The sequence below is a fragment of the Sulfurimonas crateris genome (assembly GCF_005217605.1).
GTDB lineage: Bacteria > Campylobacterota > Campylobacteria > Campylobacterales > Sulfurimonadaceae > Sulfurimonas > Sulfurimonas crateris.
Map to the genome: position 1 here is coordinate 206,931 of NZ_SZPX01000002.1, position 15,144 is coordinate 222,074.

The following is a 15,144-nucleotide window of genomic DNA, read 5'->3' on the forward strand; positions in this document are numbered from 1 at the left end:
AGCTACCTCTCACTCAGCACATTGTCCCGCGCTCTTAGGATCGGTTTTAGTATGTAGTCAAGCACCGTTTTTTTACCGGTTATGATGTCCACATCTGCCGTCATTCCGACTATGATGTTTAATTTTTTATCTTCATTGCCCAAGTAGTTCTTATCAGTTTTTATTCTCACCAGATAGTAGTTCTGTCTGCTTACTTCATCATAGATAGTGTCTGCACTTATATGGGTCAGCGTACCTTTTAATGAGCCGTATATTGCAAAATCATATGCAGAGAACTTCACGATAGCGCGCTGCCCGGGAAATAAAAAAGCGATATCCGCAGGTCTTATTTTTGCCTCGACAAAGAGATTGTCCTGAGTAGGTACAACTTCAATTATATCCATCCCCGGTCTAACAACGCCGCCGACGGTATTGACTAGTAGCTGTTTTATAGTCCCATCAACGGGAGAGCGCACAAATGTACGTTTTACTTTGTCCTCTCTGGCTATATTTGCCTGTTCTATTCTTGACATCTCGGCTCTGACTTCGTTGTATTGCTCTTTTGCCGCATTTTTAAATCTAAGTTCAACTTCCCTTATGTTGTTTTTTTGCTCCTCTATAATAGAGGCAAGACGAGGAATAGAGAGTTTTGTAGATTTTACCTGCCCCTCAATAGTGCTGGCTTCTCTTTGAAGTTTTAGGTACTCGACCTCAGATACTATCCCTTTATCTACCAGCGGCTTGTTAAGTTCCAGTTCTCTGGTGATAAGTTTATAGTTTATTGTCAGATTTTGTAATCTCGCCTCTGCCTCTTTGAGCTCATCTTTTTTTTGCTCAAGGCGGCGCTGATAGATCTTGATGTTGTTTTCTAGCTGCTCTTTATTGCTTTGATAGAGAGACTCTTCATGCTTAATTAGCTCCGGAGAGTTTTTTCTTATTAAGTCGCTTGTTTTAAAAGGTATTCCCGTTGATTCAGCCAATAGGCGTACGCTCTTTGCCTGAAGCTCATTGTATCGCAGTTGACTCTCTATAAAACTGCTTACAAAACCGGTATCGTCGATTTTAATAAGAATATCGCCTTTCTTTACTACCTCTCCTGCTTCAACAAGTATCTCACTGACGATACCACCCTCTAGATTTTGAATGATCTGAACCTGAGAAGAGGGGATTACTTTGCCGTGACCGCGGGTTAGGGCGTCTATCTCTGCGTTATATGCCCAAAATATCAGCCAGATAATAGCAAACGCACTTATCCAGAGCATAAATTTGGTGCCTCTAGAGTGATTCATAAGCAGAGCCGCACTAACGGAGTTCATATACTCTAAGTCACTCTCATCTTTAATGCTAAGGTTTTTAATATCCTTCTTTTTATAGGAGTACTCTACAAACTTGTCTTCTAGGCTCATTGACTACTCTTTTTAGGGGATCTTAATTGTTTCATAACATCTTCATACGGGCCATCCAGAACAACTTTGCCTCTATCTAAGAGGATCAATCTTTTAGTTAGTGTCAGCAGTATGTTTTTGTGAGAGATCAGTATCATAGTACGATCCTTCTCATAACTGCTCATAGCTCTTATAAAGTGGTTTTCATGTGTGCTGTCCATTGAGTTTGTAGGTTCGTCAAGAAGTATAATAGGCGCTGGATGTATAAAGGCACGTGCTATTGAAATAGACTGTTTTTGTCCTCCTGATAGACCATCACCTCTCTCTCCTATGCGCATATCATATCCCATCGGATGAGAGTCTGCAAAGTAGCTTACACCGCTTAGTTTGGCAACTTCTAAGATCTCATCATCGCTCGCACCTGGAGAGCGTAGTATAATGTTCTCTTTTAGAGTTCCTTGAAACAGAATAACCTCCTGAGGTACATAAGATATATTGCGTCTCAAATCAGCAGGGTCTATCTGCTTTATATCTATGCCGTCTATCAGTATGGAGCCTTCCGTTGGTTCGTAAAGCCCGAGAATAAGCTTCTCTATGGTTGTCTTTCCCGAACCGTTTGTCCCTATAATTCCTACAGACTCCCCGGGGTTAATAACAAAGCTTACATCATCAAGGACTTTGTTGTCGGTGTCAGGATAGATAAAAGTTACGTTTTTAAACTCTATCTTTCCTTTAAAGAGTGGACGCTGTACAAAGTTTTTTGACTCTTCACGCTCAACAGAGAGCTTCATAATGGAGTTGATAACGTCATAAGCGGTTTTTGTCTGCTGAAAATTTGCGATAAGTGCAGCTACTTGACCCAAAGGAGCGAGCATTCTTGAACCAAGCATAACAACTGCGATCAGCCCTCCCATAGTCAGATTATTGTCCCCTATGGCATAAACACCGCCGATAATTAGTGCAATAGTATTTAGCTGAACGATGAAATTTACAAATGTCGAGATGGAGTTTGAGAGTATTTTGGATTTAAGCCCTTTTTGAGCAACATCTCCTGTTGCTTCTTCCCATTTCCACTGATACTGTCCGCTTATTCCAAGCGCTTTTATGGTCTCTAGAGCAGTAAGTGACTCTATAAGTACAGAGTTTTTGTGAGCAGAAGCTTCATAAGTGCTTTGCACGCTTCTTCTCATGGGTTTCTCTACAAATATGCTGTAGATCACAATTATAAGCGCACTTACTATAGGAATGGCTATCATCCAGCCGCCTATTATGTAGATAATAAAGAGGAATATGATGGTAAAAGGCAGATCTATTATAGTTGCGATAGAAGATGCCGTAAAAAAGCCTCTTATGGAGTCAAAATCCTTTAAATTGTTTGCAAATGAGCCGACTGATCGCGGCTTTGAGGCTATTTTTAGATTTAGTACATGCTCGTAAATGATAGAGGACATAATTACGTCGCTTTTTTTTGCGGCATTTTCAAGAAAGTATGAGCGAAGGAACTTCAGCATTATGTCAAAAATATAGATGACGATTATACCGGTTGCAAATACCCAAAGCGTGTCCATTGCATTGTTTGGTACTACTCTGTCATATACGTTTAGAGTAAAAATAGGCGTTGCCATAACAAAAAGATTTATAAGCAAAGAGGCGATTATTACATCTACGTATATACCGGAAAAGTACCTCATTGTCCCCCAGAACCAGTGATGATCATCATGCTTTAAGAGGCGGTTGTGATCACCTTGGTATTGGTGATTATGTTTAAGAAGAAACGCAAAATTTATATATTCCGCTTCTAAAAACTCACTCTCAACCCAGTTCTCTCCCTCTCCGGCTTCTGGCAGGATGATTTTTGCATATTTTCTATCTGGACTTATCTCAGTTAAGATGCAGGCTCTCTCACCATTCTCATCACCTTTTAAGATCAGGATTACGGGCAGCAGAAGAGGGGATATATCTTTAAATGAGTAGTCTACTAATTTAGAGCTAAATCCGGCACGCCCAGCCGCACGGTGAAATGCTGATTTTGAGCCTTTTGCGTCAAGTGAAAAAAGTTTAGGAGTGGTTCTTCCCGGTGGGATAGGCAGATCTGCTATAAGAGCATCGGCACTGTATGGACGATTGTAGAGCTTGGTGAATATCACCAAACTCTCAAGAAGAGGGTTCTCTAGTTTACTACTCAACTACTACGCTCATCTCTTCTAATATTTTTCCTGTATATGCAAGGATCTGGTAATAAGCCAGTAGACGCTCATACTCGGCTGTCGCTCTTCTGTTTCTTGCGTTGTTATACTCAAGTTCGATATTTAAAAGGTCTATGATGCTTCTTCTGCCAAGCTCATTCTCTTTTTGATAATCGGCAACTGTCTGAGCACTCGCTTCTACAGTGTTGTCAAGATGAACAAGCTGCTTTTTTGTGAGCTCAAACGTTTTGTATGCTATCTCTGTATGAGCTTTTATATAGCGTTTTGCATCTGCAAGCGTGCTGTTCTTGTTTAGAACTCTGTGTCTGTTGGCTTCTATATTCGCTTTGTCGGCAAAACCGTTAAAGATATTGTAGCTAAGAACTAAAAGAGCGTTATAGCCTGAATCCTCTTCGACCGTACTTTGAGTAGGGGCATCGGTTGCTATACCGTGAACGTTCTTGTTCCAGTACGCCTCCATCTTAATGTCCGCTTTTGGGTAGTAAGGCGCATTTGAGCGCTTTAGTGCCGCATTTGCAGCTTGGATGTCAGCTTGTGAAACATGGATGGTAGGATTGTTTTGCATTGCGATATCAACCAATGACTCTATGTCGTTGGCAGGAATCTCACCTGTAGAAGGTTTTTGTAAATCAGCCGCCGTTACAGCACCAGGCAGGATGCGCTCAAAACTGGAGATCGAGTTTATGTAGTTCTGTTCTGCAAGATACTGTATGCTAAGAGCGTTCTCATAACGAGCAAGCGTCTGTTTGTAGTCCGAGCTGCGTCCGACTCCTGCATTTACCTTCTCCTCTATCTGTGATAGATACTTCTTATGAACTTCTACATTCTCTTTTGAGATCTGATAGAGTTCATAGTTCTTTAGAACGTCAAGATAGTAAGTGACAGTTGAGAGAGCAAGTTCGTTCGCACTCTCTTTAACACCGTCGCTTGCAGATAAGATAAGAGCTTTCTGCTGTTTTACTCCAAGTTCTGTTTCAAAACCTGCAAAAAGGCTCTGTGTTAAAACTGCAGAGGCATCCTGACGGGTCAGATGCTCTCTTATGCCGTCATTATTAACGGTCTTTGTAGCTTCAGGACCTACTGAGTAAGAGAGATCGACTGAGGGAAGATAACCCGCTTTTGCTCTTGTTAAAAGCTTGCTTTGAGTATTTTTGTCCTCTTTTTTCATCTCGATCTGAGGATGAGTCTCAACCGCCTTTTGTACCGCCTCCGTAATTGTCATCGCACTTACGAGCATAGGCACTAAAACCACTGATAGTAATGTTAACTGCTTCATCTAAAATCCTTTATTTTACATTATTTTAGTATACTCCTTGAAATATTAAGCATCTCTTAACTTAATCATAAGTTTAATTCATTTTTTCAAATAAAATAAAAGCTTTGGTTTTGTAGAATGTCAAAATTTATTTTTCGGACTCAGAGGAATATTATAATTGAAACAATTTTTTCAAAATATTTCCATAAAGTCTAAACTCATTTTTCTGCTCAGCCTTAGTGCTTTTGTGGCTCTCTTTATCTCCTATCTTGTTATGAACGTCTACCATGTCAAAAAAGATATGGAGTGGAGTGTCGCTTCTACTTCAAATCTGGCAAAGGTAAGCGCTAAAAATATTGCTGCGGCTCTTACATTTTTGGATGAAAAAGCTGTGGAGTCAATATTGATGCCCACGCTTGCAAATGAAGATATAGTCTCTATCAGAGTGTATGACACACAAGCCAACTGCTTTGTCTCTTTGGGCGAAGATTCTCAAGTTAAAACAAAAAGAACAGTTCAAGAGCTTTTAGAGATCAAAGAGGTAAGCTCAAATATTGATCTTAAATTTATAGAAGTTGTCTCTGTCATCTCTTTAGGAGATGAGAGAATAGGGTATTTAGAGATTATAAAAATGACTTCGAGCATAAAGAAGAAGTTCTATGAACAACTTCTCTTCTCTGTTTTTGTGATCTTTTTAACACTTGTGGTGATCTTTTTTCTATCTGTTTGGTTTGAAAAGATCTTCTCAAAACCTATTTACCTGCTTCTTGATGCGATGAAAAACATACAGCACAACGCTAACTATAATGCATGTATCGTCTCAGATTCAAAAGATGAGTTCAATGCACTCTACAAAGAGTTTAATAAGCTTATGCAAGAGGTTCAAAAAAGAGATGCCGTCTTAAAACAAAACAATCTAAGTCTTGAAAATCTGGTCTACTCTACTGCAAATGAGCTTGAAAAAACAAGAGAAGATTTAAAAGAGTTCACAGCCCTAGCAGAGATAGACTCTCTAAGCGGACTTGCAAACAGAAGAGTTGCAATGCAGAGATTTGAGCAGATGCTAGAAATTGCAAAACAAAATGCTCATCATATAGGCGTTTTGATGGCAGATATGGATCATTTTAAAAATATAAATGACATATATGGTCATCAGGTCGGTGACGAGGTAATAAAAGCGGTTGCTTCTGTATTATTGGAAAACATTAGAAAAACAGACCTCGCCGCAAGAATTGGCGGTGAGGAGTTTTTAATCCTTTTTGATAATGGAGATGCAAAAGTTGTTTATGAGATCGCGCAAAGAATAAGAGAAAAAATTGAAAAAATGCCGATAAAAGTAATAAACTTTGATGTTTTTCATATAACGATCAGTCTAGGCTTTTGCTCCGTTATTCCAAAAGATGAGACTCTTGAAGAACTTTTTAAAGAGGCTGATGACGCGCTTTATAGAGCAAAAAGAGAGGGAAGAAACAGAGTCGTGGCGGCAGACAGAGCATGATAAAAGTTTTTTTCATTTCTATTTTATTTTCCCTTACTCTGTTTGCTCAGAATTTAAGTGAAGAGAAGAAGTTGCAGGCTGTTTTTTTCTCCAAGTTTGCAAAATTTATAGAGTGGCCGAAAGAGAATAAAGAGAGTTTTGTTATTACCATAATCGATGAAAACCCTTTTGAGAATCTGCTTGAGACTCTTTATAAGGGCAAAATGATAAATTCCAAGCCTGTAAAGATACGCTATGCAAAAAATCTTGAAGAACTCGATGGAAGCGACATTGTTTATATTACGGTAACAAATCCGCTTTTTGCACAAGAGATCATTGCCTATTCACAAGCCAACTCAATTCTTAGCATAAGCGATCAGAGAGGTTTTGCTCAAAGGGGCGGCATAATCCAGCTTAGTTTTGTTGCAAGAAAGGCACACTTGGTCATTAATCATGAAGCATCTCAGGCTTCAGGCATTAAGATCAGCTCGTCTCTCTTGGCAATTGCAGCTCAAGTTATCCAAAAGGACAAAAAATGATTCGAATTCTACTTTTGCTATTTTCGCTTCTTTTCTCTCAAATGCAGGCTTTAGCTAATAGTGATTCATTGTTTGACAAGTCACTTGAAGAGCTTTTGGATCTAGAGACTGAAACAAAAGCTGATGTCGGCTCAAGAAGTGGCAAACGTGATATGACATTTTCAGAAGTCCCTATCGATGTTATTACCTCTGAGCAGATAAGACAAAGCGGAGCGACAGAACTAACAAGAGTGCTCTCAAGATTTATTCCAGGATTTAATGCGCCAAGAAGTTCTATTACCGATGGAACGGATCATGTAAAAACTTTTACTCTTAGAGGATTAGATCCAGACCAAGTACTCGTTCTTATTAATGGAAAGCGTATGCATCAAAGCTCGCTTACCCATACAAACGGAACTATTGGCAGAGGGACTTCAAATGTTGATCTTAATACCATTCCCCTAGTCTCTATCGATAGAATCGAATTTTTAAGAGACAGCGCAGCAGCTCAGTACGGCTCAGATGCGATCGCAGGTGTTATCAATATAATACTCAAAGGGTTTGCATACGAGAGTGAGGCAAACTTAAGATACGGTGAAACATCAAAGGGCGACGGAGCGCTAAAGCAGAGTGATTTTTTCTACTCGATTCCTCTTGAATACGATGGATTTTTTAATATCTCGGGAGAAATTAGAGACAGAGCTTCAACAAATAGAGCAGGAGCAGATTCAAGAGATAACTATATTGTAAATACACACTATGGAGACCCTGATACACTTGACAAAATATTGGCTATTAATGGTGAAGTAGTTATGAAAAATGGAAATATAGTTTATATGCATGGACTATACAACAAAAGAGAGAGCGAAGCAGGAGCTTTTTACAGACTTGAAGGGGATGCGGCAAACAATATAAATATATATCCTGATGGTTTTTTACCAATGATCGCGCCAAAAATAGAGGACTACTCTTTTACGATTGGTTCAAAGGGGGTCATGGGTAGAGATCTTTCATGGGATGCAAGTTACACTAGAGGTTATAACGATTTTCATTTTTTTGTCTACAACACTCATAACGACTCTTTAGGTGAGAGCTCACCCACCTCTTTTGACAGCGGAGGAACTAAATATACACAAGATATTTTAAACCTTGATTTCTCAACAAAAGTAAAAGAACTTACTGTTGCTTTTGGGGCGGAGTTTAAAATGGAGAATTATCGCATATATAGCGGAGAGGAAGGCTCATATATATTAGGGAGTGCTAGTACTTTAGCTGGTGCACAAGGTTTTCCGGGCTTTCAACCTCAAAACGAGACGGATAAGAGTCGTAAAAATGGCGCTTTGTATCTAGATTTAAAATACAACTCGACAAAAGATTTGACTTTTGGAGCAGCTTCAAGATATGAAAAGAATAGTGATTTTGGCGCAACATGGGATCAGAAAATCTCTGCTACTTATAAGCCTACACAATCAACAATGCTAAGAAGCAGTGCAAGTACAGGTTTTAGAGCCCCATCACTTACCCAATCATATTATACGCACACCGTTATGGCAACATCAGGAATAGATATTGTCCAAAAAGGAACCTTTGCAACAGATCATCCTCTCTCGGTCGCTCTTGGTGCGACTCCGCTTGATGCCGAAAAATCAACTCACTTCTCTGCCGGACTAGTCTATGCACCGACATCAGATTTTTCACTCTCACTTGATTATTTCTACACTAAAATAGACGATAGAATAATGCTAAGTAGAAATATAAGTTTTGACGAAGATGCTTCATTGACCCCAATCTTTAATCTTTATGGAGTGCAGCAGGCAAGATACTTTACAAATGCTCTAGATACAGAGACAGATGGGTTTGATCTTAGAATGAGCTATAAGCATCAATTTAAAAACAGCTCTAATCTAAAGACAGGTCTAAGTTACCATAGAAACAGCACAAAAGTAGTAGGGGCAAAAGACTCTTTTTTAACTTCAGGAATCATAGGAGCAACATCACTTGCAGAGGCAAAAGCTGTTATAGAGAAGTCGCAACCAAATGATGATCTCAAAATCTGGGCACAGTACTTTTTGAAAAACTACGCTTTTGCGCTAAATCTAAATAGATATGGCAGCTACGAACATCTCTTCGCTGGAGAGACTAATAAATTTGGTGCAAAATGGACAACTGATGCAGAGATCTCTTATGAGATCTCTAAAAAATTAAACTTTGCTATAGGAGCAGAGAACCTTTTTGATGTCTACCCCGATAAATGGTCTGATACATATAATCCGCTTATAGGAGAAGATTCAATTATTCAGTACTCTCAATACTCTCCGTTTGGGGTTAACGGAGCATTTTACTATGTAAGAGTCGGTGTTAAATTTTAGAAAATAGTGCGGGGGTTAAGATAGTGAATATTAGAGTCTATTACGAATAGGCTACTTATATATTTATTACAGAAAAACCCCATAAATAAAGGCTTTTTATTTTCTACAATTCTTCTTTCATATTTATTTAAGATCTGATTTTGGAGCGAAAAAAGAGCGAATAATTTTGAGTATACCTCGTGTAGCTCGTGCATATATTTTAGACTATATTAAGTTTTATTCAAATATACTTCTCGTGTAGCTCGTGCATATATTTTAGATTTTATTAAGGATTAAGCTTGAAACAATTCTCTCTTGATATTTTACAGATTTTAGCTTCAAATGTTGATACTTACATATCTCGTAGCGATATAGAAAATAAATTAGAAAGAGTTTCTAAAAGGGCTATTTTAAATGAGTTAAAACTTCTTCTTACTCAAAAAAGAGTCAAAATTGTTGGACAAAGTTCACAAATAGCATATAAGATTTCAAATGCTTATTATGAAGAGTATCCAGAACTTCTTTATATCTATCAAAATCAAATCTTAGTTGGTTATCTTGGCTTTGATTATCAAACTTACTATTTTACTTACGATACAAACTATTTAATTAGTGGTAAATACATCGCAAAATTTCAAATGCTATTTAGTTTGGAAACATTTGTTCAAGAATCATGTTTTGTAGATTTTGAAGAGTGTCTTCCAGAGGGAATTGATAGAAAAATATTGATTGATAAGATCGGTAATGCTACAGAGTTTTTTTTACTTGCTCACAATGACTATAGTAAAAATGATTTGATATTTTCTTCAAAACCTCTAACATTTGCTGAAAAATTAAAACCTCAAAGTTATCTAGTAAATAAAGAGAAAATTCTAGGAAAAAACAAATTCCCAAATATTTTAAAATATACTGTAGATATCGATGATGTTTCACTTTTTCCTTCACTTCATATGGATGAAACCGAGGAATTAAAGCATGTACGAACAATGAGTTTATCTGGTTATCAGCACAAACTTCAAGTGGTGGTTGATGGTGATACAATCAGAACTCCAAAAAATGGTGAGGATGCAAACTTTTTTATAAAGCCGTATGATCCTATAAAGGCTTATGAGAATAGTGAGTATTACTTTCCACACATCGCTATCAATGAACATCTTCATATGAGTTTTGCAAAAAATGAACTTGGGTTTGATGTTCCTATGAGTGGCATATTTAAGAGAACGAGTGATAGAGAATACCACTATTTTATAAAGTATTTTGATCGTATTGGAAGTTATAAATTTCAAAGAAAAGAGTTCTCTACTTTTATGGGATTAAATAGTGATAACAAATATAAAACAAGTTCAGAAAAGCTTTTTGAAACAGCTGCAAAAGTTTTTCCAAGACAAAGCGACCGCCTAAGAATGTTAGAGTACTATTTTTACTCTTTTGTTATCAGGCACGAAGATATGCACACAAAAAATATATCTGCAATTTATGACAATGACAAAATTTTTATAGCACCTTTGTACGATATAGCAAGTACCGGATTTTATAATGGCATTATAAATTTTGAATCACATCTTACTATCAATGGCAAGCAAACAAATATTAGATACAATGACTTTTTGAAGCTGACAAGCAAAGCTAAAGTAGATAAAAACGATTTTAAAATTTCTGCCACAAAGATGCTAAAAGCTTATATACAAAAGATGCCAACTTATATTAAAAAAATATCAAAACTTGAAAATATAGATTTTTTTATAAAAGAAAAACCCAATGCGCAAGATAAAAAAATAAAAATCAAATCTCAATCTACTCTTGATATTGTAATGATGGAACATTATAAAAATAGATGCGAAACTCTAAAACAAAATGGCTGGTTTGAAAAACTTGGTATCTAAAACTTATAAAGAAGATGAAGAAACTAGGCTTAAGAAAATCTCTTACATTGGAGCGATTTTTGGAGCGAATGTTTTAACAGAGTTGTCAAAATCCGATAAACAGGGGGTAGTTAATTGAATATAAGAGTCTATTACGAAGATACCGATACAGGTGGAGTTGTTTATCACTCTAACTACCTTAATTTTTGCGAGCGTGCAAGAAGCGAAGCTTTTTTCTCTAAAGGTCTTACTCCTGTTTTACAAAACGGTCATTTTGTCGCTAGAAGAGTCGAGGCTGATTATATAAAGAGTGCAAAGCTCGGAGATGAACTATGTGTAATGACGAGACTCATAGAGATGAGAGCGGCTTCGTTTAAGTTGCTGCAGAGTGTATTTAAAGAGAATGAGAAGATATTTGAGCTAACTATCACTCTGGCATATATAAATTTTGAGGGCAAGCCTCAAAAGATCACAAAAGAGGTAGAGGAGTTAGTCCGCTTGCTTTTCATAGAGTGAGTAGTATGGTATAAACCTTGAAAATGAGGGCTGAAGCAGGTTGATAGGGTAGATCATCTGGTTATCGACATTTTCTATATCATACTCTCTTGCTTCGCCGCTTATTAGATGGGCAAAGTAGTCTATGCCGACGGTTGTCGTGTAGTTTATCCAGTCATATACGATATCGTTGCCCAAAAGAGAGTTTGTCTCAATGAGGACATCTTTGTTCTGCGTAATGGAGTTGGCGATTATCATATCTTTTCTGTCTTGATACTGTGTCATAGAGAGAAGCAGCGGGTTGTAGTTTGTCTGTGTTGAGAGTATATTCGTAGCGTTTGTGTCATAGAGCGTAAGCTGAGATATTATCATTCCGCTTTTTATGATCGGAGTGTTTACGAAAAAAGAGGCTGCGTTTATCTTTTCGTTCTCTTTAAGCTGTTTTTCGAGGTTTGTAGTCTGCTGTGGAATAGAGAACTTTATAATAGTCGGTTTTTCTGTAGCCTGCATAGAGTTTGAAACAGTATCAGCAAATTTAGCGCTAAATGCATACTCCTGATACTCTGAGAGCTGTTCTCCTATAGCGGATTGATCAAAAAATATGACAAGAGGAGAGATCGCCTCTTTTAAGAGAAGATCGCTCTGCGCTCTGTAGTCTATTCCTCCGTAGTAGAGATAGCTTGAAGCATTTTTAGCATCTTTTTTGTTAATGGTCGGAAAAAATATGTTTATGTCAGGGTCTATTCTTGAGACGATCTCCTCACCCTCTTGTGTCATCGGCGCTATCACGTAAGAGAAGCCGTCTTTTTGAATTTTTTGAAGAGCTTCTTTTATATCGTCATAACTCTCATCCTCTATTTTGTAGCTTTTTAGCTCAAACGGACGGTTTTTTGACATAAGATAGGCAAAAGATGCGTTTGTGGTAGAGGCTGCATATCTTGCAATTTTTTTGTATGGCAGAAGCAGGGCAATACGAAGTTTGCTCCCTGTAAAGACCTTTTTAACATTAAAGATCGCCATATATTCTTGCCTTCTGGCTTCTAAAACATCATCTTCAAGCTTTTTTCTTGCATGTGCCAAAAATGAGAATATATGACCATTTTCAAGATGCTCCTGCAAGCACTCTTCATTACAAGGGTATGGATCGAGATTTTGTACATCTGTTTTTGGAATAGTTATATCGGAGACTATAAAGCTTTTTGAAAACAGCAGTGCGGGAAAAAGCAAAGCGATAATATATAGTTTTTTCATAGACAACTCTTTATAGTTTTTAGATCGTTAAAAGCGATTTTTTTATCATCAGGATTTCTAAGAAGATGATTCGGATGAAGTATAGGAACAAGTTTGTAATCTTTAAAGTCTACAACATGGCCTCTTACACTTCCAAAATTTTCTTCTTCAGATGTAACTTTAGCATAAGCATCCTTACCTAAAGTTACAACTACTTTTGGTTTTACAAATTCTATCTGTGAAAAAAGATAGCTTTTACATGAGTCCCACTCTGAGTCTGAGGGTATATTGGAGTTTAGAGGTTTGCATTTTACGGCGTGTGTAAAGTATACATCTTCAACTTTTAGTTTTAATACATTCTCTATCATATCTTTGAGCATCTCACCGCTTCTGCCGCTGTAGTAGGAGTTTGCATTGTCTTCGCTGTAAGATACGCTATAGTCAATAATCATGAGATCTGCATTTTGGTTGCCATACCCGCTCATACTCTGTTTCCTTGATTTGCTAAGATCGCACAGATGGCAGGTAGATATATTTTTTGTAAGTTCATTTAAGTTTTTAGGTTTTTCATTTGGGCTTACCCGGTTTATGGAAAAAGAGTCGCTGTATTCAAACCCTAGAGCTTTGAGCCGATATAAGTTTTGTAAAAATAGTAGATTTTGAAAAGAGTTCAATGATAACCTTTTTAAATATAACAGTTATGGGAGTATATTTAAAGTGTGGTTAAAATCTACTTTATAAATTTTCAGATAGAATGTGAGAAAGTATTTTTGGAGAACATTTTGACCTTAGAGAGTGAAATATTAGATGTTAACAGTTTTAAACTTGAATCTTCAAGGGAGATCCAGAGCGTCATCAGAGATCTTGAGAAATTAAATAAAGATAATGTTCTTATTCATATTATCTCTTTTATCCACAATACGGTTCTTGTTCAGAGCCTCAAAAACGAGCTTGCTAAGATACTTCCAAATGCCAAGATAGTTCTCCTAAAACATGAGGATAAGGCAAAAACACAACTCACTATCTATTCGCTAAAAAAAGAGATAGATCCGCAAAATCTGAGTGATGAAATAGCCAAAGAGCTCTATACTAGAGCAGTAGAAGAGTCGAGCAGCGTAAAAGAGTACAGAAACAAACTCTTTAGCAGATACTTTACAGACCATCTCACAAATCTTCCAAATACATACAAATTAAGAAACGATCTTGATGAGTTCAAGGAGTTTTCTCTAGTCGTTTTTAACATAGACAACTTTCAGATGATAAACAATTTTTACGGATATATAGTAGGTGACTACGTCATTGAGAAGGTCGGAAAATTTCTTAAGGAGAATATTCCGCAGCATCATATATATAAGCTCTCCGGAGATGAGTTTGCTTTTATTATTGATAGAGAGATAGGATTTTACGAGCTTAAAGATTATCTCGAAGAGCTTTATGAGAAGATGAAAAATATCATCATAGAGTATCAAGATATTAATATTTACGTTGATTTCACTCTTGCATCTTCGGCGAACAGAGATAGCAAAAATATATTTTCTAAGGTATCTATGGCGCTTAAATATGCAAAAGAGATAGGCGCAAAATATTGGATATATGAAGATAGAATGAATTTTGAAAATGAGTATGAGAGAAACCTAAAGCTCTCTGGAATCGTAAGAGATGCTGTTGAAAATCTTAGAGTTCTTCCATATTTTCAAGCCATCGTAGATACGAAAACGTTGGAGATCAAGAAGTATGAGTGTCTGGCAAGACTTATTGACAAAAATGGAAAAATTCTCTCACCCGCTCTTTTTATTCCCGTTGCAAAAAAGATAAAAGTTTACAACATCGTAACAAAAGCGATAATTGACAAATCGTTTGAAACGTTCGAGAACAGCGAATTTGAGTTTAGCATCAACCTCTCCATTGAGGATATTATGAGCAGTGAAATATTCAATTTCATTATCCAAAAATTAAAAAATTCAAAAGCGTCCAGAAGGGTGATATTCGAGCTTCTTGAGTCAGATGCCGTTGAAGACTTTAAAAAAGTAGACCGCTTTATAAGCGAAGTTAAAAGATATGGAGCTAGAATAGCAATAGACGATTTCGGAAGCGGATATTCAAATTTCGGATATTTGACAAGAATGAACGCCGATTTTATTAAGATCGACGGCTCTTTGGTACAAGATATAGATGTGGATAGAAACGCTCTTTTTATTGTCGAGACTATCGTAGAATTTGCGAAAAAACTCGGGATCCAAACTATTGCTGAGTATGTACACTCAAGTGTAATAATGGACATAGTGAAAAAACTCGGAGTAGATTACTCTCAGGGTTATTATATTGATGAACCTTCCATAGGATTGCTAAAGAAGGATAACTAAGCCTATACTAAATAGTAGGCTCTAC

At 37.0% G+C, this 15,144-nt stretch carries 11 protein-coding genes; 6 read left to right on the forward strand and 5 right to left on the reverse strand.

The genetic code is table 11. The features are described 5' to 3' along the window. Positions 1-2: 2 nt before the first annotated feature. From FCU45_RS03695 to FCU45_RS03705, 3 genes are read right to left on the reverse strand one after another with little or no spacing between them, the layout of a single operon-like run. Positions 3-1,385: an HlyD family type I secretion periplasmic adaptor subunit gene (locus tag FCU45_RS03695; RefSeq protein WP_137012402.1), complete on the reverse strand. Its 1,383-nt coding sequence runs from the start codon at positions 1,383-1,385 to the stop codon at positions 3-5. Continuing rightward, on the reverse strand, positions 1,382-3,550 hold the full coding sequence (locus FCU45_RS03700; RefSeq protein ID WP_137012404.1) for a type I secretion system permease/ATPase: 2,169 nt from the start codon (positions 3,548-3,550) through the stop codon (positions 1,382-1,384). Before FCU45_RS03700 ends, FCU45_RS03695 begins: the two co-directional genes overlap by 4 nt. After that, a complete protein-coding gene (locus FCU45_RS03705) occupies positions 3,543-4,847 on the reverse strand; it encodes a TolC family outer membrane protein (RefSeq protein WP_137012406.1) in 1,305 nt (434 codons plus the stop codon). The genes FCU45_RS03700 and FCU45_RS03705 overlap by 8 nt, the downstream gene beginning before the upstream one ends. 157 nt (positions 4,848-5,004) lie before the next feature. On the opposite strand from FCU45_RS03705, the gene FCU45_RS03710 reads away from it, so the two are divergent. The 5 genes from FCU45_RS03710 to FCU45_RS03730 all read left to right on the forward strand — a co-directional run bounded on the left by FCU45_RS03710 (position 5,005) and on the right by FCU45_RS03730 (position 11,547). Continuing rightward, positions 5,005-6,324, forward strand: coding sequence for a diguanylate cyclase (locus FCU45_RS03710; RefSeq protein WP_137012408.1), 1,320 nt, complete (start codon positions 5,005-5,007; stop codon positions 6,322-6,324). Beyond that, positions 6,321-6,842 carry a YfiR family protein gene (locus FCU45_RS03715; RefSeq protein ID WP_137012410.1) on the forward strand — a complete coding sequence of 174 codons (522 nt, stop codon included), beginning with the start codon at positions 6,321-6,323 and terminating at the stop codon, positions 6,840-6,842. The genes FCU45_RS03710 and FCU45_RS03715 overlap by 4 nt, the downstream gene beginning before the upstream one ends. After that, on the forward strand, positions 6,839-9,190 hold the full coding sequence (locus FCU45_RS03720) for a TonB-dependent receptor plug domain-containing protein (RefSeq protein WP_137012412.1): 2,352 nt from the start codon (positions 6,839-6,841) through the stop codon (positions 9,188-9,190). The genes FCU45_RS03715 and FCU45_RS03720 overlap by 4 nt, the downstream gene beginning before the upstream one ends. Positions 9,191-9,468: 278 nt before the next feature. Then, positions 9,469-11,052, forward strand: a complete 1,584-nt coding sequence (locus tag FCU45_RS03725) for a HipA domain-containing protein (protein WP_137012414.1) — start codon at positions 9,469-9,471, stop codon at positions 11,050-11,052. Positions 11,053-11,166: 114 nt separating this feature from the next. Next, positions 11,167-11,547, forward strand: a complete 381-nt coding sequence (locus tag FCU45_RS03730; protein WP_137012416.1) for a YbgC/FadM family acyl-CoA thioesterase — start codon at positions 11,167-11,169, stop codon at positions 11,545-11,547. Here the strand turns inward: FCU45_RS03730 and FCU45_RS03735 are convergent. Together FCU45_RS03735 and FCU45_RS03740 are read right to left on the reverse strand one after the other, a co-directional pair. After that, positions 11,521-12,777 (reverse strand): type 1 periplasmic-binding domain-containing protein, encoded by a 1,257-nt coding sequence (locus FCU45_RS03735; protein ID WP_137012418.1) that lies wholly within the window; start codon positions 12,775-12,777, stop codon positions 11,521-11,523. The two genes, FCU45_RS03730 and FCU45_RS03735, sit on opposite strands and share 27 nt — an antisense overlap. Next, on the reverse strand, positions 12,774-13,241 hold the full coding sequence (locus FCU45_RS03740; protein ID WP_246032234.1) for a uracil-DNA glycosylase: 468 nt from the start codon (positions 13,239-13,241) through the stop codon (positions 12,774-12,776). Before FCU45_RS03740 ends, FCU45_RS03735 begins: the two co-directional genes overlap by 4 nt. Positions 13,242-13,475: 234 nt before the next feature. On the opposite strand from FCU45_RS03740, the gene FCU45_RS03745 reads away from it, so the two are divergent. Beyond that, positions 13,476-15,119 (forward strand): EAL domain-containing protein, encoded by a 1,644-nt coding sequence (locus FCU45_RS03745; RefSeq protein ID WP_246032235.1) that lies wholly within the window; start codon positions 13,476-13,478, stop codon positions 15,117-15,119. Positions 15,120-15,144 lie beyond the last annotated feature (25 nt).